Raw genomic sequence first — 25,695 nt, forward strand, 5'->3', positions numbered from 1 at the left:
GCTGTTTGGACCGACATAAGGTAAACGCGCAAATCTCTGCACCTTTTCATTGATGTTTAGGTGATGGAGTCTGCGTGAGCTATGGCGGGAAATGGGTGACGAGGCCGATCAGGCGGCGCGATGGTCAGGGGTCGTCGTTTCGGCGACACCGTCGGTGAATTTGACGCCGGCGATGACCTTTGGCAACTGATTTTCGCCCTTCAGCCGGCGCCAGGTTTTGGCGGCGCTCATGACGAGCTTGAAGACCATGAGCCGTGCTGTGTTGTGGGACAGGCCTCCCTTGGTTCGCACCGTGCGGTGCCTGACGGTGGCGAAGACGCTTTCGATCGGGTTCGAGGTGCGCAGATGGTCCCAGTGTTCGGCCGGGAAGTCGAAGACGGTCAGCAATGCCTCGTGGTCCTTCGTCAGGCAGTTGACGGCCTTGGGATATTTGGCCTTGTATTTGTCGACGAAGACGGCGATCGCGACCTCGGCGGTTGCCCGATCCGGGGCATCGCGGACCTCCCTGAGATCGGCCTTCATGTTCGGCTGCACCGACTTCGGCACCTTGTTGAGGATGTTGAGGAGCTTGTGTTGGCAGCACCGTTGATGGCGGGTCGAAGGGAATATCTCCTCCAGCGCCTTCCAGAAGCCGAGCGCGCCGTCGCCCACGGCAATTTCTGGCGCAATCGAAAGCCCGCGGGCCTTCAGCCCGACGAGCAGCTCGCGCCAGCTCTGGGTGCTTTCGCGCACGCCGACTTGAAAGCCGACAAGTTCCTTCTTGCCTTCCGGCGTCGCGCCGATGACGACCAGCATGCAAGCGGCATCGTCCTCAGAGCTGGCTCGGGAAATTTGAACAGCGGGGATAAGTGGAATTTCTGCCTGACTTTGGCATAGATGCCGGAAACAGGAGAGACCATGACGAGACGACCGCGCCGGAACCACAGCCCGGCTTTCAAGGCGAAAGTGGCGCTTGCCGCGATCAGAGGCGAACAGACGCTGGTGGAACTGTCCCAGCAGTTCGACGTGCACGCCAATCAGATCAAGCAGTGGAAAGACCAGCTCCTTGAGGGGGCGACGGGCGTTTTCGGCGATGAAGCCAAGACAGAACCGACGACACCCACAGTCGATGTCAAAACACTACACGCCAAGATCGGCGAGCTGACGCTGGAGAACGATTTTTTGTCCGGTGCGCTCGGCAAGGCGGGATTTATAGCGCGACATCGCAGATGACATAGCGAGCGACATCGCTGGTGACTGATTCTACGGCCACATTTAGGTAGTGACTGATCCGTTTCTTTTGATCAAGAGCGATGTCGCTGATCGATGTCGCTGGCGCTGGTGGCCACTGTCGCTGAGTGCCGTTGCTCTGTGGCTGTTCGGCGTCGGAAGCTTTCGACATTCATCTCGAAGATGGTTGCATGGTGCACGAGCCTGTCGATGGCGGCGATGGTCATGGCTTTGTCGGGAAAGAGGCTATCCCAGGCTCCAAATGGCCGGTTTGCTGTAATCATGATGGATCGCCGTTCGTACCTGGCGGCAATGAGCTCGAACAGCACACTGGTCTCGGCTTGGTCCTTGTGAACGTAGGACAGGTCATCAAGGATGAGCAGATCGAATTTGTCGAGCTTGTCGATGGCGGCTGTCAATGCGAGTTCCTGCCGGGCCGTCTGGAGTTTTTGAACGAGATCGATGGTTCTCGTGAACAAAACCCGCAAGCCTTTTTCGACGAGAGCAGCACCGAGGGCCGCACTCAAGTGGGTCTTGCCTGATCCTGGCGGTCCAAACATAAGGATCGTGCCGCCTTTGGCGAGCCAGGCATCGCCTGCTGCCAGCGCCATGACATGAGCCTTTGAGATCATGGGAACGGCTGCGAAGTCGAAGCTGTCGAGGGTTTTTCCGGCTGGTAGCCGGGCCTCGGCGAGATGACGCTGGATGCGCCGTTGCACGCGCTCGGCCATCTCCAATTCGCAAAGCGTGGCCAACAGCCGTGCACTCGGCCAGCCTTCGCGGTCGGCCCGTTGAGTGAGTTCAGACCAGAGGCGTGCGAAGGTGGGAAGCCGCAAGTTCGCCAGCATGAGCGGCAGTTTTGCGACATCGACGGATGAGGTGTTCATTGCATTGCTCCTGCTGTGAGAAGGCGGTCATAGTCGGCTGCTGTGGGCAGCACGACCTCGATGTCGGGGACGCTATTGCCGGCGACATCGAAGCGGGATTGCAAGGCGGCCAGATCGGGCAGCTTCCTTGCGTCGAGGATCATCTCCAATGCCAATGCGAGTTCGGCTTCGCATGCGCAGGAATGGGCAAGCCAGAGAAGGCCGACCATGGTTTTGCAGGCGGTGCGCTGATCGAGCCTCTTGTTCATGGCCTGCCAGGTCCGGGCAAAGGCGGCACGGGGAAACAACTGGTCGCGGTAAACGAGATTGGCCAGCGCTTGCGGCTTACGGCGAAGGCTGTGAATGACATGGCGGTAATCGACGACATGTGCGTGTTGGCCGCTCTTGCCACTGGACGGTGGACGTCCGCGCGGCAGGGTAAAGGCATGGCTGGATGCGAGATAACATTCCAGGCGATCGTCGTAGAGCCGGACCCGCAGGCGGTGGCCGATATAGGTGGAGGGGGCGGTATAGAAGACCCTGCGCAAGGTGAAGCCGCCAGACGACGTCACCACAACGACGGCATCATCGTAATCGGTGGTCTTGCGTTGCGGTAACGCCCTGAGATGATCCATCTCGACGGCCAGTTCCTGTCGGCGCAAGGCATTATGCCTGCTGATCTGCTCGGCGACGAAGCGGCGGTAGTCGTCGAGCGTGGCGAAGTCTGCCGAGCCGCGCAACAGCAACGCTTGTTCGAGCCTGTCCTTCAAATGACCATTGCGGCTTTCAATGCTGCCGTTTTCGTGGGCGACGCCGCGGTTGTTGCGGGTCGGCGTCATCTGGTAATGGGCGCAAAGTGCCTCGTAACGCCGGGTCAGGTCCTCTTGCGTCTCGTCGGCACGGTTGGTGAAAGCCGCCGACAACGAATCGCTGCGGTGCTCAATCGGACAAGCACCCAGGCTCCACAATGCGTTCTGCAGGCCGCTGGCCAGAGCAGTAAAACTCTCGCCGCCCAGAACGACTTCACCGTGTTCCCAGCCGCTGTAAACCAGAACGAAGTGGTACAGCCGATGGTCAAGTGGCACGCCGGCAATGGTCACGCCCAGCGACCGGCAGTCGGTAAAGTCTGACATGCCCTGGCGACCGGGTGGATGGTTCTGGCGGAAGATCACTTCCTGTTGCGGCCCATGGGCGGCTTTCCATTCCCGCACGCGCCGCTCAAGAGTGCGCCGTGCCGCTGTCAGCTCGCGCTCGGGGTAGCGCAGGCAAAGGTCACGCAGAATGGTCACCGGACGCAAGTTCGGCGCGCGCTCGAGAAGCGGAACCACCTCGCTTTCCCAGAGATCGGTGAAAGGATCGGGCCGAGCCGCCGCCGTGGCCGCGTTGCGCCTTTTTCTCGGAGGGAAGGCGCGGGTCTTTGTCGAGCCGAAAGGCGGTGCTGGCGCTAAAGCCAGACATCGCCGCGGCGGTTTCCCGAGGATGTTTTTTGTTCAATCTCATATACAGTCTCGCTTGCTGATCCGTGATCGGTTTGCCTGGCATCCAGGTCCTCTTCCTCGCAGTTGAAGATCCAGGACTTAAGGCAATCGTCGCGGCCGAAGGCGCGGAAAAATCCGCGCCGCGCGGGGCCAACCTACGGACGGGCTACGCCCATCCTCCGGTCGGCCCCGCGCGTCACCAGCGATGTCGCTGAGTAGTCAAGTGCGATGTCGCGCAGCAGGGATTGCTGGGCGGAAAGAAATGATCGACCGCACGCACAGACTGTCGGTCGTGCGCCAGGCGAAGCTTCTCGGCTTCAGTCGTGGCAGCGTCTATTATTCTCCGCGTCCAGTGTCGGACGGCGATCTGGCGTTGATGCGCCGGATCGACGAACTACATCTCGACTACCCGTTTGCCGGGAGCCGGATGTTGCAAGGGCTTTTGAAGGCGGAAGGACTGCAAGCGGGACGGTTGCACGTCGCCACGCTGATGAAGAAGATGGGCATCGAGGCGATCTACCGTCGCCCGAACACCTCGAAACCGGCACCAGGTCACAAGGTCTATCCCTATCTCCTGCGAAAGCTGGCGGTCACCAGGCCCAATCAGGTCTGGGCGATGGACCTGACCTATATTCCGATGGCGCGCGGCTTTGTCTATCTCTGCGCTGTCGTGGACTGGTTCAGCCGGAGGGTTCTGTCGTGGCGGCTGTCGATCACGATGGAGACGGCCTTTTGCATCGAAGCGGTCGAGGAAGCACTTGCTCGGTATGGAAAGCCCGACATCTTCAATACGGATCAGGGCTCGCAGTTCACCTCCGTCGACTTCACTGCCGTGCTGAAGAAGGCTGAGATCGCCATCTCGATGGACGGCAAGGGCGCGTGGCGGGACAATGTCTTCGTCGAGCGGCTCTGGCGGTCGATCAAATACGAGGAGGTCTACCTCCACGCCTACAAAACCGTGTCCGAGGCCCGCGTTGGCATCGCTCGATATCTGTCCTTTTACAACACCCGACGCCCACATTCATCCCTTGACCGGCAGACGCCGGATCAGGCTTACTTCAACGCGCTGACACCGATGATGGCGGCAGCATAATCGAGGCGGAAATCCACTTAGCAAAACGCCCGAAACTGTTCAGACAAACCGAGCCAGCTCTCACACCAGCTGCGCCTCCGTTGGATCGCACCTGCAGATAAGCTTCGTACACCTTCTGCTTACTGATATTGAACGGCTTGCTTTGCGTATCCATCAACGTCCTCCTGTTGCCAGTTGTGTTGATAATATGCCCACCTGATCCGACCTCTTCGCTCCAGCTCCATTACGAGCCTTCATCGCTACTACAAATCGGTCCGTCCCAGTGCTCCGCATCGGTACTCTCGCCTCACGGTTTTCTCCGCTTGTGCTTCTCCCTTTGCATCGGAGCGACTGGTTCCTGCAGTTCCGCGACAATGCCTGCATCCGCTTCACGCCCCCTCAACGCCGGTCGCCGCTTGCCCGGTCACCAGGCATCTGACAAGCTGATCCCAGAGAGACGAGAAATCTCTGGTTTTGACGACAGGTTTCACGTTACGACGCTTCATCGGAAGGTTCATTTTCATTCGTCTCTCGGATGCGTACCGGCCCAGGGTATACCCTGGACTTGGCTCCAACGCTTACGACCACGTCTCTTAAACGCAGCCGCTTGGAGTGGTTTGGACCCAGCTCCTGAAAGCCGAGCCCGAGGGGCCATCCCTCATCATCATCGCAGCTTTACGCACACAGTCTGTCAGGCCATCTAGACCATCCTTTCCGTGTGCTCTGCAGCACACTCTCGTCGCCATGGATGACGGTCTGGGATCGCAACCGCAGCTTCAGTGCGTCATAGACGCGAATGAGGTGTCTCTCGCTCGAACCGATCACCCAATGGCCCAGAGCGCCACGGCTGACAGGAACGCCAGCGCGCTCGAAGGCTTGCGCCAGACGATAGAGCGGCGTCTCGTCGACATATTTGTGAACGAGCGCGAAGGCCAGTGTCGAGGCGGTGGCAATACTGCCTGGCAATGGCTGTGCGGGCATCGGTGCCATAACGATGGGGGTGATGATGCCCGTGCGCTCGCAGTTCCGGCATGCGTATTTGGCCCTGGCGTTCTGCAGAACCGTGGCCTTCACCTCGATATGCAGTTGCTCGGTAACGAGTTCGCCCATGCGATGCATCTGATGGCTGCAGCACGGGCAGACCTTCTGATCGGCGGCAAGGTCATACTCAACGCGTTGGCGGGGCAGATTTGCCGGAAGAGGTTTGCGCCCGCGTTTCTTGCCCGCGGGCTTTTCCACCTCCGGCAATCCCGTATCGGGAAGCTCAGTGGCGTCGGTCGCGTCAATATCAGCGAGACCCTCGTCGTGCCGCCGATCCGGAAACCCACGCGGAGATGATGAAAACCATCAAGGCCCATTCGCCGCAATCATGGGCGCATATCAACATGCTCGGGGAATATGACTTCTCCGACAAAAAGCTCGCAGACAGCTTCGGCATCCTCCCCCTGAAAACAAGCCCTTGAAACCAGGCCGAAAATGGGGGAGCAAAAATCCCCAATTAGGCCAAGATTTCAATGCCTTGGCCGAAATCGTATGTCGCATTCTGCACCTTTGCGGGGACGGACCCAATGTTCGTGAAAGTCATGCGGCGGACCGTGGCCGGATCGACCGAAAACATAGAGGCTATGCGGTCGACCTGATCTTTGGTGAGATCTAAGTGTAGGTTCCGATGCGGTGGCTAGCCTGATCGCCACGATCGTGGAGGCGGAAAACACGCTACGCGGCATTGCCCGCGGCGAGAAACGAACGAAGCCTCGCCTTGGTATCTGTGATTGCCTGGCCGCCCACTATTGCCGCCCCCCGACGGCTATCTGGAGCTTGGAAGGGAGTTTGAAATTCATGTCGGCCGACCGGCAGCACTGGTGGAGATGTTTACCCGCGGCGAACTTGATGCGGCGGCACGGCCGCTGTTTCACTATGAGAGCGCCCCGGATCTTGTGATTGAGCTGCCATTGGCCTTTGTGCGCTGCGCTGACTGGAGCAAGGCCGGCAAACGCGATGAACCGCTCCCGGTCATCCTCGAGACCAGTCAGTCGCCCTATAGCTATTATGCCAAGCGGCTGCTTTCCCCGCGCCGGCGTGGCGCACAACGTAGGCGCCTACTGCATGTTTTTGTCCTTTAATCGTACCCGATTAAAGGACAAAAACATGCAGCACTCCAAAGGTCGCTGTCCGGTACGACGTCGCGGCCTCCGTTTGGTAGGCGCCAGCAACTCCGTCGATGCGATCATCCATTCAGACACGATTGCCCATGCTCCCCTTGCCCTCGCGCACCACACAGCGGAAGCCGACATGCGAGATGGATGTGTCGATCGGCTGCGCCATACGCGCCGCCGGTCGATAGCGCCGGCAGTAGTTAGGGGCGCACAGATGCGAGCCGCCCTTGGTCACTTTGCGTGGAATCGTCATGTCGAGCTGGTGCAGGTTGTCGCTGGCTTCGCGGGTGGCCCCACGGGGTATCGCCGCCGTGCAGCAGTGTCTGTCGATCTTGCCATGCTCCTGATACCAGTCGGCGGTCCATTGCCAGACATTGCCGGCCATGTCGTAGAGCCCGTAGCCATTGGCCGGAAACGAACCCACGGGTGCGGTGTACTCAAAGCCGTCTTCGCGTGTGTTGTGGAAGGGGAATTCACCCTGCCAGATGTTGGCCATGTGTCGGCCGCCAGGGGTCAGTTCATTGCCCCACACGAACTCGGCACCATCGAGACCGCCACGGGCGGCAAACTCCCATTCGGCTTCGGTCGGCAGTTCCTTGCCGACCCATTTCGCATAGGCCTCAACGTCCTCCCACGCGACATGCACGACCGGATGGTCCATAAGCTTACGGATCGAGCTCGACGGGCCGCGCGGATGACGCCAGTTGGTTCCTGGCGCATAGACCCACCAATTGTAATGGTTCCGGATGTCGACTGGCCCGCTGGGTTTCCTAAACATGGTTGAGGACGGAACACGCATTTTCGGTTCGGCGCCGGGATAGGTATCCGGATCCGCCGGTCGTTCTGCCAAGGTCACATATCCGGTCTCTTTTACAAAGTTCGCGAAGTTGCGATTGGTGACGGTATATTGGTCCATCCAAAACCCGTCGACTCGCACCCGGTGTACCGGCGCTTCTTCCGGGTAGTGGTTTTCCGATCCCATCATGAACGGGCCACCTGCTATCCATACCATGGCGGGATACGGGGCGACTTTGGCGTGGTCGCTCATCCGTTCTTCTCCAAGTTGGGGCGCCCACGGACATACGGGAACGACACCATGGCGCCGATGAAGAGGACGGCGAGTGTCGCTTTCTCGTGCGAGAAGTTGAGGCGGGTGATTGCGGTCGTCAACCCGGGATCGCGGGCGTTTGTGGCCAATGCCAGTACCTTACAATGATCGTCGTTCGGCCCGTCGGAAGCCGATCCGCCAGCTTTTTGCTGCGGTTTCGGCAAGCTGGTGACGAGAAAGATGCTGATGTAGATCGCCAGGGGGATAAGCTGTTCCAGCGTCATCTCGGAAAAGGCCGCCTATTCTTCAGTGCGTCGCGGTGGGAAGCAAGCGACGGCTGGCCGTCGCCTGCTGTTTCCGGCGGTGCGCCGTATCGACTGAGCGCCACGCTTGTCGTCTTGATCAGTTGGCGCCGGGACCTGAGCCGCTCGTCAGGCTCTCAACCACCTGGTCGATCGAGAAACTCCCAGGCTTCTGCCTCGGAGGAAATTCCTGGAAGGTGGAGAGGAACTTGCCAACATATTGCTGTGCCGGGACCAGCAGGAAGAGGTGTTCGACACGCCAGCGCTCGTAGTCCATGCCTTCATGGTCGGCCGTTTCAAAAGGATCGGAACGAAGATTGAACAGCTTGGGCACACGCAGCGGCACGAAAGGCTCCTGCCAGACGTCGAACCCTTCCCCGCGTTGCTCGGCAAATACGAGCTTCCATTGATCGAAGCGCAATGCGACCAGGGACCCGTCGTCATTGAAGTAGAAGAACTCGTGGCGAGGGTCAGGTCCCTTTCCGGCGAAGTAGTCCATCTGGTTGTAGCCGTCGAGGTGAACCTTGAAGGTCTTGCCGCCGACCTCAAGTCCGACTTTAAGTTTGTCGGCGATATCGGGCTCGCCGATCGCCGCCATCAACGTCGGTATCCAGTCTTCGTGGGACACAACGTCGTTGAGGATGGTGCCCGGTTTGATGACGCCTGGCCACCGCACCAGCGTGGGAACACGGTAGCCACCCTCCCAATTCGTGTTCTTCTCGCCGCGGAAAGGCGACTGTCCGCCATCGGGCCATGTGAACTTTTCAGCGCCGTTGTCAGTCGAGTACATGACGATGGTGTTCTCGTCCAAACCCAGTTCCTTGAGCTTGTCGAGAACTTGGCCTACATGGCCGTCGTGCTCGACCATGCCGTCCGGGTAGATGCCGAGGCCAGTCTTTCCTTCACTCTCTTTCTTCAGTCGCGTCCAGATATGCATGCGGGTGGAATTCCACCACATGAAGAATGGCTTGTCCGCATCCTTCGCCCGCTCCATGAAATCCAGCGCTTTTTCGGTGACCTCGTCGTCGATCGTCTCCATGCGCTTCTTCGTGAGCGGCCCCGTATTCTCGATTTTCTGGGTGCCATCCTCGGCTGCCCAGGAATGGATGACGCCCCGCGTTCCATACCTCTTCTGCATTTCGGGGTCTTTGAAGTAGTCGGGATGCTCTGCTTCGTCTTCCGCGTTCAGATGATAGAGAGAGCCGAAGAACTCATCGAAACCGTGGGCGGTCGGCAGGTGCTCGTCACGGTCGCCCAGATGGTTCTTGCCGAACTGACCGGTCATATAGCCCTGAGCCCGGAGCAGATCCGCAAGGGTCGGGTCGCTGGCTTGCAGGCCCTCCTTGGCTCCCGGCAAGCCAACTTTTAAAAGACCGGTGCGAAAAGGGGTCTGGCCGGTTATGAAGGCTGCTCGACCCGCGGTGCAGCTCTGCTGGCCGTAGTAGTCCGTGAAGAGCGCGCCGTCTTTCGCGATGCTGTCGATGTTGGGTGTCTTGTAACCCATCATGCCCTGATTGTAGGCGCTGATGTTCCAAAGCCCAACGTCGTCGCCCCAAATAACGAGTATGTTCGGCCGCTTCTGCGGCTGGGCCAAGACCGGTTTAGCCATCCCGCCTGCCACCATGGCTGATATCGCAAAAGCCGAGGCCGCGCCAATAAGAACATTGCGACGTTTGATGCACAGTCCCGCTTGCTTCTGATCGGTCGTCGAACCAGTCTGCTCTTCGTTGTTCATTGCGAGCTCCTTTCAAGGGTTGAAATAACGAAAGACAGGAGGGCTTGCCTTGGCTGGCGTCACCTGACCGAACCTAACGTTAAAAAGGGGGAGGTCGAGAATCGACTAGCACGCATTGTGACTAATGGCGCAATAAGACAACAGGGCCACTGATGCGGCGCGCGCTGACGGTTCATGGAATGAGACGATCCCGTCGATTAATGCATCCTTCTTTGCGGATAAGCAATTGTATCTGTAGGTTATTTCCTGTTGGCCGGTGCATCCCTTTAGTAGGCACCGGCCTTTTCTTGGCGCGATAATGCATGGTGCGCCGGTTCGCCCGGCTAGAGGCAAGGAAACTGCTTTTCATGTTTTCGACTATAAGCAGTGCCTTGAAGAGCGAAGATGTGGAGAGCGCTTCGACCTTGCAGCGAGGGGCCACGCGGTTTTCTTGAGCCGGCTTTTGTATCTGGGCTCTGCGGCCGGATATTCACCCGTGATCCGATTTCTTCAGCGGGACAAGGCGGCTATGTGGCTTCTACCGGTAGAATAGAGCCGCGCAATCATGGTCGCTGCAATTTTCTACGGCGCGCACGGCAACACCGGAACTATACTCACACGTAAGCTCTCGGGATAGGGTGATAGCGCAACCCTCAGGATGAGGTGCTGCCTGGACAAGCTGGCACGTTCCAGGTCCCTACCGCGGTCCCGCGCATTGCCGCGCGAGAAGTGTTCCCTATTGTCGCGCCGTAGACGATCGTCAGCCGGCGTGGGTAAAAGCGACCATACCCGAGCGCAGTTGGGTTAAGCCCGTGGATTTGGCGTCGTGTGGCAGGGGTTCATCGATCGCGACAAGGTTTTTTGGGAAAGACCGCGGTTCGGCCTACGATTGGGCGTCGCCCCAGCGGCGGCCAGAGCCTCAGCGGTTTGAAGCCGCCGCACTCCGGCCGCCGCCGTGCCACCGCTCATTCAGACTGCTATCCCACGCCATCTGAATGACCTCTCACCGCCCCCAGCTCGAAAGGGGCGGGAAGGGGCCTGCTACCCTGCACTGGTCCTAATGGGCGAAGAAGCAACACATCGGTCGATGTGGATCTGGATGGAACGCTTCTTTGCCAATAGGCTTTCGTATTGGCAAAGGTTCTGGACCTTTCTCTTTGAAGGTCGGATGACTTGGCCGGTGGCTCTATTGGGCTCCCGGTCTTTTTTTGGGGGGCGTGCTACGCCGTTGCAACGCCCGAAACAGATTTTTGCTGACCTATGGGCACGTTTCGGTGGAGAGCGACACGCAGTCTCCGGCGGCCCATTGCTTGGTGTGCGGCTGGTCTAGGGGTCGTGCGGCTGAGAGGAACAGGAAAGTGTCGTAAGGATCATTTTGGCTCGATGCAGCGATAGATGGTCGCCGGATGGACATTGAAGGTCCTGGCAACGGCGCTGACTGATTTGCCCTCGCTGACCAGCTGCCGCGCCAGCTCTGCCTGATCCGGGCGCATTTTCTTCGGGCGACCGAAAGCCACGCCACGTTTCATGGCAGCCTTTCTGCCTTCGTCGGTCCGGCTCAGGATGAGGGAGCGTTCGAATTGCGCAATTCCAGCGAAGACTGTCATGATCATCACCCCAGATGGGGATGTGGTGTCGGCCCACGGCTCGTCAAGCGATTGTAATCCAGCTTCTTTTTCGATGATGCGCTCGGCGATACGCAGGAGCTCGAGGGAGTGTCAGGAATTCTGTGCGGTGGGCCGGTTTCATCAGTTGAAGAACCGCTCGCCGAAGATGACGGCGAACTGTGTCTTTGCCTCGATCCACTCCCTCGGCGCGCGCTTCCACTGCTCGGCCGCATTGTTGAGGACCAGATATAACAGCTTCATCGCGGCTTCGTCACCCGGGAAATGGCCGCGCGAGCGCACTGCCCGACGAAGTTTCGAGTTCAACGCCTCGATGGCGTTCGTCGTGTAGATGATGCGGCGGACGCCCTCTGGGAAGGCGAAGAAGGGAACAACGTGTTCCCAATTGCGCCGCCAGCTTTGAGAGATGGCAGGGTATTTCTGGCCCCAATACCCTTCCTCGAAAGCCTCCAGCGCCTTCATTCCAGCCTCGGCATCTCGAGCACGATAGATGGCTCTCAACGCCGGTACGACGGGTTTGCGATCCTTGTAGGACACGAACTCCAGAGAATGCCGGATCAGGTGGACGATGCAGGTCTGGACGATCGTCTGAGGGAAGACTACCGTAATGGCTTCGGGAAAGCCCTTCAGGCCATCGACCACGGCGATCAGGATGTCCTGGCAGCCACGGCTTTTCAGCTCATTCATCACGCGCAACCAGAACTTTGCCCCTTCGGTCTGCTCGATCCAGAGCCCGAGGATTTCCTTTGTGCCGTCCGCCAGAACTGCGAGCGCGACATAAACGGCCTTGTTGCGAACGAAGCCTTCGTCCCGGATCTTGACCCGGATGGCATCGAAGAACACGAGGGGATAGCACAGCTCGAGCGGGCGGTTTTGCCACTCGCCAACGGCCTCCAGAACCTGGTCGGTCACCGCCGAGATCAGGTCCGGCGACACGTCGATACCGTAGATTTCTTCGAGGTGGCCCTGGATTTCCCGCACCGTCATGCCGCGCGCGTACATGGAAATGATCTTATCATCGAAATCGGGAAAGCGGCGCTGATATTTGGCGATCAGCTGCGGGTCGAACGTACCGGCCCGGTCGCGCGGGATGGTCAACGTCATCTTCGAGGTACCGGTCAGCACCGTCTTTTTCGAAGATCCATTCCGCCGATTGCCCGACGGTCCTTCGCTGCGATCGACGGCGAGATGTTCATCAAGCTCGGCGTTGAGAATACGCTCCGACAGTGCCTTCTTCAGGTCATCCAGCAAGCCGTCCTTGCCGAAAACATCGGATGGATCACGACCAGCAAGAAGTTGGTCCAGAAGTTCTTTTTCGATAGCCATGTGATGATTCGCTCCTTTTCATCATCATGGCCCACCGCACAGAATTCCTGACACTCCCGAGCTCGATGGTTGAGCGGGCGAGCCGATCGAGGCGGGTGACGACCAGAACGTCGTCTTTGCGCAGGTGCTCGATGACCTTTTCGAGTGCGGGGCGGCCGCGAACGGCGCCGGAGATTTTCTCTTCAAACACCCGTTCACAGCCGACAGCGGCAAGTCTGTCCTGCTGAACCTCCAGGCTCTGGTCATCGGTAGAAACGCGCGCATAGCCGAGCTTCATGCTGCGACCTCGGCATCTGTGCGAAATCTACTGCAAAAAGATCCGATTTCGCGCATATGATTTGCGAAGTAATTCGCCTTGCTTTCCGGGGTCGCCCACCCCCTTCGCACGATATGCCTACCCGCCACCTCACGGACATTCAGCGCCAGAGTTTTGCCCGCTTCGACGGCGAACCGTCGGCCGATCAACTCGCCCGGTACTTCCATTTGGACCGAACCGACCACGACCTCATCGGGTCTCTGCGAGGCGATCATAATCGGCTCGGCTTTGCCGTGATGCTGACGAGTGTTCGATTTCTGGGGGCGTTTCCGGTCTCGTCGGCCGATATCCCGGCGTCGGTTTTGTCGACAGTGGTCGAGCAGCTTGGCCTTGAACCCACGACAAGGATTGATGCCTATTTCGAGGGAAGTCGACGCGTCCGGCACTTGGCGCTGATCCGGGCGCATTGTGGCTTCACCGACTTCGGCGACAACCCCGCGGCCCGCTTCCGGCTGACCCGATGGCTCTACGCTCTGTGCTGGAGCGGAGATGATCGGCCCGGCCCCTTGATCGAGCGAGCCGCGGCATGGCTCATTGCCAACAAGGTGCTTCTGCCAGGCGTCACGGTTGTCGAACGATTGGTCGGGAGAATCCGCGACCGGGCGAGAGCGGGGCTCTGGCGCCATCTGGTCGCCGGCTTGAGTGATGATCAGCGCGCGCGCATCGCTGGGCTGTTCGACGCGAGCGATACCTCCACGTTCGCCGCCCTGGATGCTCTGCGGACCGTTCCTACGAAGCGGATGCCGACCGAACTCTACCGCCACCTCGATGAGCTATGGCGGGAAATGGGTGACGAGGCCGATCAGGCGGCGCGATGGTCAGGGGTCGTCGTTTCGGCGACACCGTCGGTGAATTTGACGCCGGCGATGACCTTTGGCAACTGATTTTCGCCCTTCAGCCGGCGCCAGGTTTTGGCGGCGCTCATGACGAGCTTGAAGACCATGAGCCGTGCTGTGTTGTGGGACAGGCCTCCCTTGGTTCGCACCGTGCGGTGCCTGACGGTGGCGAAGACGCTTTCGATCGGGTTCGAGGTGCGCAGATGGTCCCAGTGTTCGGCCGGGAAGTCGAAGAAGGTCAGCAATGCCTCGTGGTCCTTCGTCAGGCAGTTGACGGCCTTGGGATATTTGGCCTTGTATTTGTCGACGAAGACGGCGATCGCGACCTCGGCGGTTGCCCGATCCGGGGCATCGCGGACCTCCCTGAGATCGGCCTTCATGTTCGGCTGCACCGACTTCGGCACCTTGTTGAGGATGTTGAGGAGCTTGTGTTGCCAGCACCGTTGATGGCGGGTCGAAGGGAATATCTCCTCCAGCGCCTTCCAGAAGCCGAGCGCGCCGTCGCCCACGGCAATTTCTGGCGCAATCGAAAGCCCGCGGGCCTTCAGCCCGACGAGCAGCTCGCGCCAGCTCTGGGTGCTTTCGCGCACGCCGACTTGAAAGCCGACAAGTTCCTTCTTGCCTTCCGGCGTCGCGCCGATGACGACCAGCATGCAAGCGGCATCGTCCTCCATGCGTGCCTGAAGATAGACCCCGTCGGCCCAGATGTAGACGTAGCGGCGGGCTGACAGGTCGCGGCGTTGCCAGCGATCATAGTCGGCCTGCCACTCCTCCTTCAGCCGGCCAATCACCGAGGGGGACAGGTTCGGTGCGTCCTTGCCGAGTAAGGCGGCAAGCGCCTCCTGGAAATCGCCGGTCGAGATGCCGCGCAGGTAAAGGACCGGCAGCAGAGCGTCGAGGCTCTTCGTGCGTCGTGCCCACTTCGGCAGGATCGCCGACGTGAAGGTGATGCGATCCTCGCCGCAAGTCTCCAAAGCCCGGTCGCGCAGCTTGACGCGGCGCACCGCAACCGGACCGATCCCCGTCTGGATCGTTCTTTCAGGCCCATGGCCGTGCCGCACCACCCGGTCCCGCCCATCGCTCAGGCGTTCGCTGGCCATGGCCGCAAGAAACGCCTCGGCTTCCGCCTCCACGGCCTGTGCCAGAAGCCGGCGCGCGCCTTCGCGTAGAACCGATGTCAGGGGATCATCGAGCGTCTCGGGATGCGGAAAGGAAACAACAGTGCTATCTGTCTTCATGGCGTATCGCTCTTTCATGAGGTTCTGGCAGGCTTGTCACCCGCCTCGATACGCCGCCCTCATCAAACCGTCATCACCCAGTTTCCGTCATAGCTCACTGATATTGAACGGCTTGCTTTGCGTATCCATCAACGTCCTCCTGTTGCCAGTTGTGTTGATAATATGCCCACCTGATCCGACCTCTTCGCTCCAGCTCCATTACGAGCCTTCATCGCTACTACAAATCGGTCCGTCCCAGTGCTCCGCATCGGTACTCTCGCCTCACGGTTTTCTCCGCTTGTGCTTCTCCCTTTGCATCGGAGCGACTGGTTCCTGCAGTTCCGCGACAATGCCTGCATCCGCTTCACGCCCCCTCAACGCCGGTCGCCGCTTGCCCGGTCACCAGGCATCTGACAAGCTGATCCCAGAGAGACGAGAAATCTCTGGTTTTGACGACAGGTTTCACGTTACGACGCTTCATCGGAAGGTTCATTTTCATTCGTCTCTCGGATGCGTACCGGCCCAGGGTATACCCTGGACTTGGCTCCAACGCTTACGACCACGTCTCTTAAACGCAGCCGCTTGGAGTGGTTTGGACCCAGCTCCTGAAAGCCGAGCCCGAGGGGCCATCCCTCATCATCATCGCAGCTTTACGCACACAGTCTGTCAGGCCATCTAGACCATCCTTTCCGTGTGCTCTGCAGCACACTCTCGTCGCCATGGATGACGGTCTGGGATCGCAACCGCAGCTTCAGTGCGTCATAGACGCGAATGAGGTGTCTCTCGCTCGAACCGATCACCCAATGGCCCAGAGCGCCACGGCTGACAGGAACGCCAGCGCGCTCGAAGGCTTGCGCCAAACGATAGAGCGGCGTGCCGTCGACATATTTATGAACGAGCGCGAACAGGCGTGCTGATCCCGGTGCGGTCGCAGTTACGGCACGCATATTTGGCTCGCGCATTCTGCAGAACCGTGGCCTTCACCTCGATGTGAAGCTGCTCGGTAACCAGCTCGCCCATGCGATGCATCGGGTGGCTGCAGCACGGACAGACCTTCTGGTCGTCGGCAAGGTCATACTCGACGCGCTGGCGCGGCAGGTTCGCCGGCAACGGCCTGCGGCCGGGTTTCTTGCCGTCGGGTTTTTCGATCTCCGGCAATCCCGTGTCCGGTAGAGCGACGGCATCATCGGCGTCTTCGCTGTCCTCGTCCCCCTCAAGGGCAGCCTGCTCGGCTTCGTTGAAGATGCGATCCATGTGCTTTTCGCTGCGCGGCGCAAAACGATGCAACTGCGCCAGCGCCAGTTCTTCCTCAAGCTTGAAGACGCGCTGCGCGAGGATATCCTTCTCGGCCTTCAGCGCGGCGATTTCTGCAGCATTCGCCGCCAAAAGCGCCATCAGTTCCGCAACGGTTGGGATGCCGGTTCCTGTCATAGCAGCTTTGAATCTGAGCCGCACCCTTACGTCAACAGCCTTCAGCCGACAAACTCATATTGCCGAACAGGATGGCGCACCATCGCATCGAGATCGATGCCCTCAAGCAGCCAGCGCAACTGTTCGGTATCGAGCGCCACCACCGCCTCCTGCCGCTTGGGCCAGCGGAACTTGTCTTCCGCGGGCATCACCGGCGATCGCAAACAGACGGGTCTCACGATCGCGATTCCGGCGTCGCGTGAAAGGAACGAATATCACCCAGATTGAATTGTCACGAGATACGCCGCAATGGTGAGACCGGCCTGACGGCAGCATCGACAGCGCTGACGATTGCCGCCAGGTTCGACTGGTCGAAATACACGAACTTCACCGTTGTGGGGCGCAGCGCTCCGAATTGGCCGGTCTCCATTGCGCTGAAAGGTCGCTGCGCCAAAGCGCAACGGTATTCGTCCGGTTTTCTCGAGGACTAACCACTTGGCGCTTCGCGTTGTTCTTGTGGCGTTGTCGAGCGCGTAAACCATCTCTCGGCGCTCGCGATCGTCCGCCGGGGGTTAAAACAATTCAAATGGGGCTCCTAGTAGCTCTGCACAGAGGTTATGATTCTTTGGCCGTTGGTTTTGGGTAGGCTTTGGCCAGCTTGACGCGGGCCTTCTCGGTAGAGAACATCCATTTGATGCGGGCACCACTGGCGTTGCGTCGGCGTTCCCAGGCTGCAACCTCGTCGACGAGGCGGTCGCGGCTTTCGATGCGGCGGTTGAGGCATTGGCCGCGCAGGACGCCGATTTCGATCTCGACCATGTTAAGCCAGCTGGCGTGCTTGGGCGTGTAGTGGAATTCCAGCCTTCTGAGGCTTCGGCGCGCCTGATCGGCCGGCAGGGCCTGGTAGAGCGCAGCGGGTGTGTGGGTCGACAGATTGTCGAGCACCACGCGGATGCAGGCGGCCTCGGGATAATGGACATCGACGAGATCGCGCATGCAGTGGGCGAAGTCCTCGGCCGTACGCCGTTCGGTGACTTTCACCTTGCGCCAGGATCGGTGCGCGTCGAGGAAGACGAACAGGTTGGCAGTGCCATTGCGTTTGTACTCGCAGTCGTAGCGTTGCGGCCTTCCGGGTTCGTACGGGATCGGCTGGCGCACCTCGCCGATGAGCTGGGTCGGGCTTTCGTCGAAGCACACCACCGGTACCGCTGCGGGTCGGACGCTTCGGCATAGAGGTCGAGCACATCCTCCATGCGCGCGACATACTCGGCATCGATCTTGGGAATGCACCACATGTCCTTGCGCCATGGCTTGACATCATTCTCGGCCAGGCGCCGGCGCACCGTCTCGCGCGACAGCTGTTCGTGCTCGGTCAGCTTGACGAACGCGTCGGCCAGCAGCTCCAGCGTCCAGCGGGCGCAGCCCGGCGGCGGGCTGGAGCAGGCGGTGGCCACCAGCAGGGCTTCCTCCTTGCCGGTCAGCTTGCGTTGCGCGCCCGGGCGCGGCTCCTCGCCAAGCGCCGCCTCCAGGCCCATCTCCACGAAGCGACGCTTGGTGCGGTAGACTGTGGAACCGCCGACCGCCACCGTTGCGGCGATGGTCTCGTCGCTGAGCCCCGCCTCGGCGGCGAGCAGGATCTGCGCCCGCTTGAGCTTGCGCGCCGGGTGCTTGCCGCCGCGCAGCATGCTCAAGAGTTCGTCGCGTTCGGGTTGGTCGAGGTCGACACGATGGCGTACATTCATCCGGAAAGCCTCCTTCAATTGCGGAGGTTCCGGATGAATCGAAAAATGAATCAATTACTTGACGGGCAGCCGGCAGCGCCACCCCACTTCACCGAAAAGCAGGGCCAGTACCTCGCCTTCATCTGGGCCTATAGCCAAATCAACGAACGGCCGCCGGCCGAGCGTGACCTGCAACGCTATTTCGGCGTCACCCCACCATCCGTCCACCAAATGGTGCTCTCCCTCGAGCGGGCCGGATTAATCCGAAGGAAACCCGGCGTCGCCCGCAGCATCGAACTGCTCGTCAGCCACAACTGCCTACCCACGCTGCAACCCAACCAACTCGTCAAATCCTCTGTGCAGAGGTACTAGGCGGTTTCTCTGAGCTCGCGCACGCCCGCAATCGGAACTCTGCGGATTGCCGGGACCCGGCCTCGCCAGTCCATGTGGTCCCGGTCACTTCCACGGCGAGCAGCTGCCTCCGCGTCTCAGGTGGCCTCGCGACTGGGCGCCACTCCGGGTCAACGTGGATTGCTACGTCTTCATGGCATCCACTGCCCACTCCCTGCTGATCTCACGCACCCGTTTCGGTCTCCCGGATCGCGACCTGCGAACTATAGCTATTTATGAGTTATCTATACAGTAGATAGTCCTAAACTAGACGAATCTTAAGCAGCTCCTTGTTCCGAGAACACTGCGGACACAACGATCATACAGACAAGGTTTGACTATGACTGTGATTTCCTCTGCCTCTTCGACGATCAACAGGATTCCGGGAATGACCGCTGAAGGTCCGGTCCGGCCGGACGGCAAGCGGCCCAAACCGATGGCCGCTTCGCAGTCGCCTTCAGACAGTGCATTGGTGGTGGCTGGCGCCGTCAAGGCATCCTCACCAGTACAGTTCGTCGTGGATCAGCTGCGTGCGGCGCGAATAGATCCCGCAGGGAAAACCTCGATCAAGACGGGTATCGAGCTTAAAAGCCACGGCTATCAGGCCCCTGGCTGGGATGAACAAGATTCGCAAGTCTCAAACGTTCAGGCGGCGATCCAGGGGCAGCTGAAAGGGGTGCCCCCGCTCGACGTACCGTTTAGAGAGCACTTGGAAGCTTTCTATGATGATCCGCATCTGCGATCTAAGTTGAACGTCGCTGTGCCAAAGCTTCTTACCGAGACGGCGCCGCAGGCTCAAGGTCTGAGTGAAAAGGGTCGCAGCACAGTTTTGGGCCTGGCCTCGGGCGACAGGAACTACATCGCGGTTGTCCCGGCCATCAACGGATACCCTGCAAAGAACGCCTTGTTCATTTCAGAACGCAGCAACTTTACAGCGGAGCCATTATCGACGGTTGGCAACAATAACGTTGATGCTGGAGGTCAGCCGCTTGGACAAACGCCAGGCGTGCTGGTGCTGTTTGATACCGAGGGTAAAGTTAACTACCGTGAACTCAACAGCCAGCAAGATGCCTTCGATCTCCTGTCGGATCCGCGGGCCGCCAGGCAGCTGTTGCCCCACTTCAGCCATGCGGCACAGACAGCGCGCACGTCAGGCAACCAGTACCGGAGGGTGCCGGATGTGTTCGAAGCCTTTGAGAAAGGCCGAAAGGGAGAACTCGACAATTTTGCGTTCAGCATCGAGACGCCCAAGCAGGCGAGCGATGCGGGCGGCTATCTGCAAGCACGTGGCAAGCCCTATGACCCTAACAATGGCGGGGAAGGCAAGTCCTATGGACCTGAGAACCTGGGGGGCGCGCTTGCCGACTCCAATGTGTACATCGGCTTGGAAGATGGCATCCCGCTCTTGGCCAGTAAGGCGGACCTCGCTCTGGGAGCGGCAAGCGACCTTTTAAAGAAAGTCAGCGTCGCGGCTGCCATTGCCGCACCAGTTAGCGCCGCCACTCCTCTCCTCGAGGAGGCTGAGGTTGCCGCAGAGACAACAGCCGCAGCAGCGACAAGAGGTGCGGCCTCGGCTCAAGAGGCGGCCGCTGCCGAGCTCAAAGTCGCAGAGGACCTTGCATCGACCCAACCGCAAGCAGTGCCCGCCGAGGAAGGCCTCGAGACGGGGGCGATCACACCAAAAGGGTTCTTCAATCCGCCCAAGCGCGTGCCGGATGGACGGCTGGGTTATCTGGCCAGTCCTGATAAACCTATCAAGTGGCCCGACGAAGACGTTGACCCTGGGCTTGAGCCTAGCTCTTGGGCGTCATCTGACGACGGCGATTGGGACGCAGCTGAGGAAGGTGGAGATGAGGTGGTCGATAGCGCCCGACCGTCACGCTTTTTCGGTGGATCGTCGTCAAGTGAGTCTAGCCGCGCGGGCAGCCCCCTACCCGGCAGTACTATCGAAAACAACATAGAGTCCGATGACGACTTCTTCGCATATGACGTTGACAATGGCCCAGATGAGGCTGATGGCGCAGCTGGAGGCTTCGCTCCCGGCATCGCAAAAGCGAAGGATTTTAAGCTCGAGCAAAATGAACGCGCCGGAGGCCATGTCATTGAAAGGCACGTCGGAAAGAGCGCCGACTACCTTACGAACCGTCTCAGCAACGAACAGGGCCTGCTGAACGCATCCACCTTTCCCGACAAAGCCACCGCCGAGGCGGCCATACGCTCTATGCTTGATCAGTCAAATATCCTCAAATCGGGCAAAATTCAGAAACTGGTTTCCGGCAGAGGGGTTGTGGCTGAGCATGGCGACGTCATGGTCGTAGACGCGACGTTCGACCAGGACATAGGAACGGTCTTGGTTAAGGATGGCAAGGAGATGGTCGCAACGAATAAGGTCCATATGTATCTTAAGCAGGAACCTGACGGGAAGTGGGTTGTTGAAACGGCATACCCCGTGCTTGAGTATCCGAAGATCGATTTGTCTGGCCCAGGAAACAAGACTATCGCTTCCGTCCAGGTGCAGGAGCCGATTGCTTTGAGCGGTTACTTGGAAGCAGGCTCTGCGTAACGCATCGTCGTTGATGAAGCGCGTGGTCTGCACGGATTGTGGTACAAGGCTATCGGGTGAGATGCCTCGCTTGTCGATCGAGCGAGGCAAACAGGACCAAAGAAAACCCTCAGCGATCTTCACCAATCTCCGCACCACGCCTTCCAAATGATCGGCCTGTCCACAGCGGCGCGTATTCGGTGCATGGAACGCCTGGCCGAGCAGCCGGTCAATTGGCTGACGACAGAAGACGACGCTGTCGTCGCCCATCGGCGGCGTTTGATTCTGGCGGCGGGTGGGCATGCCCCGTTGATCGCCCATATCGTCACAACGCTGGAGCGGCGAGCGCAACGCTACCTCCCGACGAGCTGGCCTCCACCGGCTGCGGAGCTTCCAGCCGTTCTGGGCGCCTATGTAGTCGGCGCTGAAAAACCTCCCAACGCCCTGGAATTAGGGGATTCCCATCTGTTTTGAAGTATTGGAAACTGCCGGAAATCGTCGGTGATGTAGCTGATTTCTGGTGTTTTTGGTATGCGGCCAACTCGTCCCTCTTCCGGTAGAAATGATCTTTTTCGCGACCGTCTGGACGCGATCATCAACCCGCGCCACGCGCTGGTGCGATTGTCTGGCGTGATCCCATGGGCACGATTTGACGAGGCGTTCGGAGGGTTCTATCGGCCGGTCGGCCGCCCCGCCAAGCCGACGCGGCTGATGGTCGGGCTGCATTACCTGAAGCATGTCCACGACTTGTGTGACGAGGAGACGGTCGAGCGCTGGGTGGAGAATCCGTATTGGCGTGTGCCTTGAGCCGGCGTTGTGTGTGTGCCGGCGCAACTGTGTTGAAGATGGGAGTGGGCCTCCCGGAGCCGACCTGCAGGGGCTGGCTTCAAACCACTCCATGCTGCTGCGCTCAAGAGGCGTGGTGGTGAGCGATGGAGAAAAGGCGGCGCGCGACGCCGTCAGGTGTGTGACGAGAAGATGAGCGAAAGCGAACCGCTGACGACATATCGAAATGGGTTCAGACGCTGTCAAAACGGGCGTGGGTTAGTGGCGCCCGGAAGAGCATGGACGGCACCTGTTTACGGGCCATGCGGCAGCCGGTGTATAGGCGGCATGATCTCGCCACAGGCTTCAGCACGGAACAAGGGAACCTGGCATGGGATGCCAAGGGAAATCCGCAAGTGGCCCAAACCATGAGGGAGAATACCGAAGCCCATGTCAGGGGCGGAGTGACCCGTAGTAGTGATGAAACGTCTGTAATGGACGCGGAGCGAAGGGGGCACGTCGCCCGGTCCGGGATTATGCGTCAACCGGTGTCAAGCGAATCGAAGAATTGACCCCTGGAGGTGCGGACGAATTCTTGGACTAACAGGAGATAGTTCATGTATTCGTACGAAGACCGCATGAGAGCTGTGCAGCTCTACATCAAGCTTGGCAGACGCGTGAAGGCCACGATCCGTCAGTTGGGCTATCCGACGAAGAATGCTCTCAAGCAATGGTGCCGCGAGTACGAACGCGGTCCCGGCTTGTCGGCAGGTTATGTTCGCACCAAACGACGGTATTCGGATGAGCAGAAGCCGATTGCCGTTGAGCACTATCTGAGCCACGGCCGTTGCATAGCATGGACCATCAAGGCGCTTGGTTACCCTTGCCGTGGAAAGCTCTCGGCTTGGATCGACGAATATGAACCTGAACCGCGCCGGGTTTGCCGGAGGCCGTTTGGTTTAAGTTATGCAGCCATGGCTGGTTCGTCCAGCATGGCGTAATACTGCTCCTCGGCTTCGGCTGGCGGAATGTTGCCGATGGGCTCCAGAAGCCGTCGATGGTTGAACCAGTCGACCCATTCTAGGGTGGCGAATTCAACCGCTTCGAAGGTGCGCCATGGTCCGCGCCGATGAATGACCTCGGCCTTGTAGAGACCGTTGATCGTTTCGGCGAGCGCATTGTCGTAGCTGTCGCCGACGCTTCCGACGGAAGGCTCGATTCCCGCCTCGGCCAGTCGCTCCGAATACTTGATCGACACGTATTGGACACCGCGATCGCTGTGATGGACGAGGCCGCCGCCATGAACGGGACGCCGCTCATGAAGCGCCTGCTCCAGGGCATCGAGGACAAACCTGGCATGCGCCGTCCGGCTCACCCGCCAGCCGACAATGCGGCGGGCGAAGGCGTCGATGACGAACGCCACGTAGACGAAACCCTGCCAGGTGGCGACATAGGTGAAATCCGACACCCAGAGCCTGTTCGGCGCAGGAGCCTTGAACTGGCGGTTCACCCGATCAAGCGGGCTGGGAGCCGTCTTGTCCGGGATCGTCGTGCGGATCGGCTTGCCCCGGATGATACCCTGAAGTCCCATCGATCGCATGAGCCGGGCGACGGTGCAGCGGGCTATATCGAAGCCTTCCCGCTTCAATTGCCGCCAGACCTTGCGCACGCCGTAGACGCGGAAGTTCGCCTCGAACACACGGCGTATCTCGATCTTCAATGCAATGTCGCTGCGGGCGCGGACCGACAACCGGTCCACGTCCAGGCGTTTGGCAACGTTCTCGTAGTAGGTTGATGGGGCAATCGGCAGCAGTCTGCAGATCGGCTCGACCCCGAATACCGACCGGTGTTCGTCGATGAAGGAGATCATCGCTTCAATGGGCGGTCGAGCTCCGCCATCGCGAAATAAGCGGACGCTTTGCGCAGTATCTCATTGGCCTGCCGAAGCTCGCGGTTCTCCCGCTCCAGAGCCTTCATCTTCTCGGCCACTTCGCTGGGGAGTCCGGGCCGGGAACCATCGTCCACTTCCGCCTTCTTCACCCATTCATTGAGCGTCTGCGCCGTGCAGCCGATCTTGGCGGCGATCGAGGAAACCGCTGCCCATCGCGAGGAATATTCGCCTTGGTGATCCAAAACCATCCGCACTGCTCGGGCGCGGACTTCCGGTGAAAATTTGTTGGTTGTCTTGCTCATATCGGCTCCACTTTCTCAGAAGTTGGAGCCTCCGACAAACCCGGCGCGGTTCATTCCTTCTTGCCTTCCGGCGTCGCGCCGATGACGACCAGCATGCAAGCGGCATCGTCCTCCATGCGTGCCTGAAGATAGACCCCGTCGGCCCAGATGTAGACGTAGCGGCGGGCTGACAGGTCGCGGCGTTGCCAGCGATCATAGTCGGCCTGCCACTCCTCCTTCAGCCGGCCAATCACCGAGGGGGACAGGTTCGGTGCGTCCTTGCCGAGTAAGGCGGCAAGCGCCTCCTGGAAATCGCCGGTCGAGATGCCGCGCAGGTAAAGGACCGGCAGCAGAGCGTCGAGGCTCTTCGTGCGTCGTGCCCACTTCGGCAGGATCGCCGACGTGAAGGTGATGCGATCCTCGCCGCAAGTCTCCAAAGCCCGGTCGCGCAGCTTGACGCGGCGCACCGCAACCGGACCGATCCCCGTCTGGATCGTTCTTTCAGGCCCATGGCCGTGCCGCACCACCCGGTCCCGCCCATCGCTCAGGCGTTCGCTGGCCATGGCCGCAAGAAACGCCTCGGCTTCCGCCTCCACGGCCTGTGCCAGAAGCCGGCGCGCGCCTTCGCGTAGAACCGATGTCAGGGGATCATCGAGCGTCTCGGGATGCGGAAAGGAAACAACAGTGCTATCTGTCTTCATGGCGTATCGCTCTTTCATGAGGTTCTGGCAGGCTTGTCACCCGCCTCGATACGCCGCCCTCATCAAACCGTCATCACCCAGTTTCCGTCATAGCTCGCTTGTCCGGCTCGGATGGTTCAAGAATGTGCACGTGAAGGCGCCTAGCGCACAAGAGACACGCGCTCTCCTAAATGCCCGTCGGTTCATCGTCGACAAGGTGACAGGCATTGAGAATTCCATGCGCGCGAATTTGCGTAACTTTGGTCTCAAGGTTGGCATCGTGTCGCGTAGGATGTGGTCGAGCCGTGCACGGGAATTGGCCGCCGGAATCCCGGCATTGGAAATGCTCGTTGAAAGCATGTTGAATATCCGCGACGTATTGCTGCAGGAGCTGCGGACACTCGACCGCAAACTGCTCGAAACCGCTCGTGCCGATCCCGTCGTTCAGACGTTGATGACGGCACCGGGCGTTGGTGCAATTGTCGCGTTGACGTTCCGGAACGCGGTTGACGATGCCGGCCGCTTCAAACGCTCAAAAGATGTTGGACCATGGCTTGGCCTCACACCCAGTCGCTATCAGTCTGGCCAAGTTGATCGAAGTGGTCATGTCACCAAGGCCGGAGATGCATCCGTGCGAACCGCTCTTTACGAGGCTGCAACCACACTGCTTGGGAGAGTAGTGAAATGGTGTGCATTGAAGAACTGGGGTCTACGTGTTGCCCGGCGTAGCGGGATGAAAAAGGCAAGGGTCGCTGTTGCACGAAAGCTCGCCGTCATTCTTCACAGCATGTGGCGTTCGCAAGCTCCATTCAAATGGGCGACCGAAAAAGAAGTGCTCGTTTAATCGCGT

The 25,695-nt window shown here is 59.7% G+C and carries 20 protein-coding genes, 9 pseudogenes and 1 other annotated feature; of the genes and pseudogenes, 11 read left to right on the forward strand and 18 right to left on the reverse strand.

From position 1 onward, the window contains the following. Nucleotides 1-108 precede the first annotated feature (108 nt). Nucleotides 109-825, reverse strand: a pseudogene (locus tag OVA00_RS10745) (IS256 family transposase); the annotation flags it as partial. Nucleotides 826-897: 72 nt separating this feature from the next. On the opposite strand from OVA00_RS10745, the pseudogene OVA00_RS10750 reads away from it, so the two are divergent. Further along, nucleotides 898-1,161, forward strand: a pseudogene (locus OVA00_RS10750) (transposase); the annotation flags it as partial. A gap of 122 nt (nt 1,162-1,283) precedes the next feature. Here OVA00_RS10750 and istB read toward each other — a convergent pair. Both istB and istA read right to left on the reverse strand, forming a co-directional pair. Beyond that, the gene (istB, locus tag OVA00_RS10755; protein ID WP_268088823.1) at nt 1,284-2,096 is read right to left on the reverse strand and encodes an IS21-like element helper ATPase IstB; all 813 of its coding nucleotides are present in this window, start codon (nt 2,094-2,096) and stop codon (nt 1,284-1,286) included. Next, nucleotides 2,093-3,617 (reverse strand): annotated as a pseudogene (gene istA, locus OVA00_RS10760) (IS21 family transposase). The gene istB and the pseudogene istA overlap by 4 nt, the downstream one beginning before the upstream one ends. A gap of 168 nt (nt 3,618-3,785) precedes the next feature. On the opposite strand from istA, the pseudogene OVA00_RS10765 reads away from it, so the two are divergent. Continuing rightward, nucleotides 3,786-4,646 (forward strand): annotated as a pseudogene (locus tag OVA00_RS10765) (IS3 family transposase); the annotation flags it as partial. Here the strand turns inward: OVA00_RS10765 and OVA00_RS10770 are convergent. Beyond that, nucleotides 4,612-4,800, reverse strand: a complete 189-nt coding sequence (locus OVA00_RS10770; RefSeq protein WP_268088824.1) for a hypothetical protein — start codon at nt 4,798-4,800, stop codon at nt 4,612-4,614. The pseudogene OVA00_RS10765 and the gene OVA00_RS10770 sit on opposite strands and share 35 nt — an antisense overlap. A 548-nt stretch (nt 4,801-5,348) precedes the next feature. Further along, a pseudogene (locus OVA00_RS10775) lies at nt 5,349-5,930 on the reverse strand (IS66 family transposase); the annotation flags it as partial. A 32-nt stretch (nt 5,931-5,962) separates the two neighbouring features. Between OVA00_RS10775 and OVA00_RS10780 the strand changes: the two are divergent. Further along, nucleotides 5,963-6,088: a hypothetical protein gene (locus tag OVA00_RS10780; RefSeq protein WP_268088825.1), complete on the forward strand. Its 126-nt coding sequence runs from the start codon at nt 5,963-5,965 to the stop codon at nt 6,086-6,088. Nucleotides 6,089-6,397: 309 nt separating this feature from the next. After that, complete coding sequence (locus OVA00_RS10785) at nt 6,398-6,748, forward strand: hypothetical protein (RefSeq protein ID WP_268088826.1); 351 nt, start codon at nt 6,398-6,400, stop codon at nt 6,746-6,748. Nucleotides 6,749-6,860: 112 nt separating this feature from the next. Here OVA00_RS10785 and OVA00_RS10790 read toward each other — a convergent pair whose 3' ends face one another. The 6 genes from OVA00_RS10790 to OVA00_RS10815 form a co-directional block, all read right to left on the reverse strand. Continuing rightward, the gene (locus OVA00_RS10790) at nt 6,861-7,829 is read right to left on the reverse strand and encodes a formylglycine-generating enzyme family protein (protein ID WP_268088827.1); all 969 of its coding nucleotides are present in this window, start codon (nt 7,827-7,829) and stop codon (nt 6,861-6,863) included. Continuing rightward, nucleotides 7,826-8,113, reverse strand: a complete 288-nt coding sequence (locus tag OVA00_RS10795; protein WP_268088828.1) for a hypothetical protein — start codon at nt 8,111-8,113, stop codon at nt 7,826-7,828. The genes OVA00_RS10790 and OVA00_RS10795 overlap by 4 nt, the downstream gene beginning before the upstream one ends. A 118-nt stretch (nt 8,114-8,231) precedes the next feature. Next, nucleotides 8,232-9,866, reverse strand: coding sequence for an arylsulfatase (locus OVA00_RS10800; protein ID WP_268088829.1), 1,635 nt, complete (start codon nt 9,864-9,866; stop codon nt 8,232-8,234). Nucleotides 9,867-11,215: 1,349 nt separating this feature from the next. After that, complete coding sequence (locus OVA00_RS10805; RefSeq protein ID WP_326494130.1) at nt 11,216-11,548, reverse strand: recombinase family protein; 333 nt, start codon at nt 11,546-11,548, stop codon at nt 11,216-11,218. 45 nt (nt 11,549-11,593) lie between these two features. Beyond that, nucleotides 11,594-12,796, reverse strand: coding sequence for an IS256 family transposase (locus tag OVA00_RS10810; protein WP_268088830.1), 1,203 nt, complete (start codon nt 12,794-12,796; stop codon nt 11,594-11,596). Beyond that, on the reverse strand, nt 12,750-13,073 hold the full coding sequence (locus tag OVA00_RS10815) for a recombinase family protein (RefSeq protein WP_268088831.1): 324 nt from the start codon (nt 13,071-13,073) through the stop codon (nt 12,750-12,752). The genes OVA00_RS10810 and OVA00_RS10815 overlap by 47 nt, the downstream gene beginning before the upstream one ends. Nucleotides 13,074-13,186: 113 nt before the next feature. On the opposite strand from OVA00_RS10815, the gene OVA00_RS10820 reads away from it, so the two are divergent. Next, nucleotides 13,187-13,996: a DUF4158 domain-containing protein gene (locus tag OVA00_RS10820; protein ID WP_268088832.1), complete on the forward strand. Its 810-nt coding sequence runs from the start codon at nt 13,187-13,189 to the stop codon at nt 13,994-13,996. Here the strand turns inward: OVA00_RS10820 and OVA00_RS10825 are convergent. The 5 genes and pseudogenes from OVA00_RS10825 to OVA00_RS10845 form a co-directional block, all read right to left on the reverse strand. Next, nucleotides 13,915-15,186, reverse strand: a complete 1,272-nt coding sequence (locus OVA00_RS10825) for an IS256 family transposase (protein WP_268088859.1) — start codon at nt 15,184-15,186, stop codon at nt 13,915-13,917. The genes OVA00_RS10820 and OVA00_RS10825 overlap by 82 nt on opposite strands. Nucleotides 15,187-15,863: 677 nt before the next feature. Further along, nucleotides 15,864-16,596 (reverse strand): annotated as a pseudogene (locus tag OVA00_RS10830) (IS66 family transposase); the annotation flags it as partial. 41 nt (nt 16,597-16,637) lie between these two features. Next, a complete protein-coding gene (gene tnpB / locus OVA00_RS10835) occupies nt 16,638-16,784 on the reverse strand; it encodes an IS66 family insertion sequence element accessory protein TnpB (RefSeq protein WP_268088833.1) in 147 nt (48 codons plus the stop codon). Nucleotides 16,785-16,867: 83 nt separating this feature from the next. Next, nucleotides 16,868-17,029 (reverse strand): hypothetical protein, encoded by a 162-nt coding sequence (locus tag OVA00_RS10840; protein ID WP_268088834.1) that lies wholly within the window; start codon nt 17,027-17,029, stop codon nt 16,868-16,870. Between the two features lie 161 nt (nt 17,030-17,190). Then, nucleotides 17,191-18,317 (reverse strand): IS630 family transposase gene (locus OVA00_RS10845; RefSeq protein ID WP_268088835.1). Its coding sequence is split into 2 segments (ribosomal slippage): nt 17,191-17,778 and nt 17,781-18,317, totalling 1,125 coding nucleotides; the frame shifts between segments, so codons are not numbered across the junction. Nucleotides 18,318-18,362: 45 nt separating this feature from the next. On the opposite strand from OVA00_RS10845, the gene OVA00_RS10850 reads away from it, so the two are divergent. The 5 genes and pseudogenes from OVA00_RS10850 to OVA00_RS10870 all read left to right on the forward strand — a co-directional run. Continuing rightward, entirely contained in the window at nt 18,363-18,668 is a 306-nt protein-coding gene (locus tag OVA00_RS10850) for a LexA family protein (protein ID WP_268088818.1), read from the forward strand. A gap of 406 nt (nt 18,669-19,074) precedes the next feature. Further along, the gene (locus tag OVA00_RS10855) at nt 19,075-21,249 is read left to right on the forward strand and encodes an RNase A-like domain-containing protein (protein ID WP_268088836.1); all 2,175 of its coding nucleotides are present in this window, start codon (nt 19,075-19,077) and stop codon (nt 21,247-21,249) included. A 183-nt stretch (nt 21,250-21,432) separates the two neighbouring features. Beyond that, the gene (locus OVA00_RS10860) at nt 21,433-21,702 is read left to right on the forward strand and encodes a hypothetical protein (RefSeq protein WP_268088837.1); all 270 of its coding nucleotides are present in this window, start codon (nt 21,433-21,435) and stop codon (nt 21,700-21,702) included. A gap of 57 nt (nt 21,703-21,759) precedes the next feature. Next, nucleotides 21,760-22,026, forward strand: a pseudogene (locus OVA00_RS10865) (transposase); the annotation flags it as partial. Between the two features lie 584 nt (nt 22,027-22,610). Continuing rightward, nucleotides 22,611-22,931, forward strand: a pseudogene (locus tag OVA00_RS10870) (IS3 family transposase); the annotation flags it as partial. A gap of 26 nt (nt 22,932-22,957) precedes the next feature. Here OVA00_RS10870 and OVA00_RS10875 read toward each other — a convergent pair. Next, nucleotides 22,958-24,186, reverse strand: a protein-coding gene (locus OVA00_RS10875) for an IS3 family transposase (protein ID WP_268088781.1) whose coding sequence is annotated in 2 segments (ribosomal slippage) — nt 22,958-23,892 and nt 23,892-24,186 — 1,230 coding nt in all. Because the reading frame shifts where the segments join, the coding sequence is not laid out codon by codon here. Next, nucleotides 23,789-23,905: a sequence feature (AL1L pseudoknot), on the reverse strand. Its footprint overlaps the gene before it by 117 nt. A gap of 53 nt (nt 24,187-24,239) precedes the next feature. Next, nucleotides 24,240-24,866, reverse strand: a pseudogene (locus OVA00_RS10880) (transposase); the annotation flags it as partial. Nucleotides 24,867-24,882: 16 nt separating this feature from the next. On the opposite strand from OVA00_RS10880, the gene OVA00_RS10885 reads away from it, so the two are divergent. Next, nucleotides 24,883-25,689 carry an IS110 family transposase gene (locus OVA00_RS10885; protein WP_268088880.1) on the forward strand — a complete coding sequence of 269 codons (807 nt, stop codon included), beginning with the start codon at nt 24,883-24,885 and terminating at the stop codon, nt 25,687-25,689. The last annotated feature ends 6 nt before the right edge of the window (nt 25,690-25,695 follow it).

This window comes from Ensifer sp. SL37 (assembly GCF_026672675.1).
Taxonomy (GTDB): Bacteria; Pseudomonadota; Alphaproteobacteria; order Rhizobiales; family Rhizobiaceae; genus Ensifer; species Ensifer adhaerens.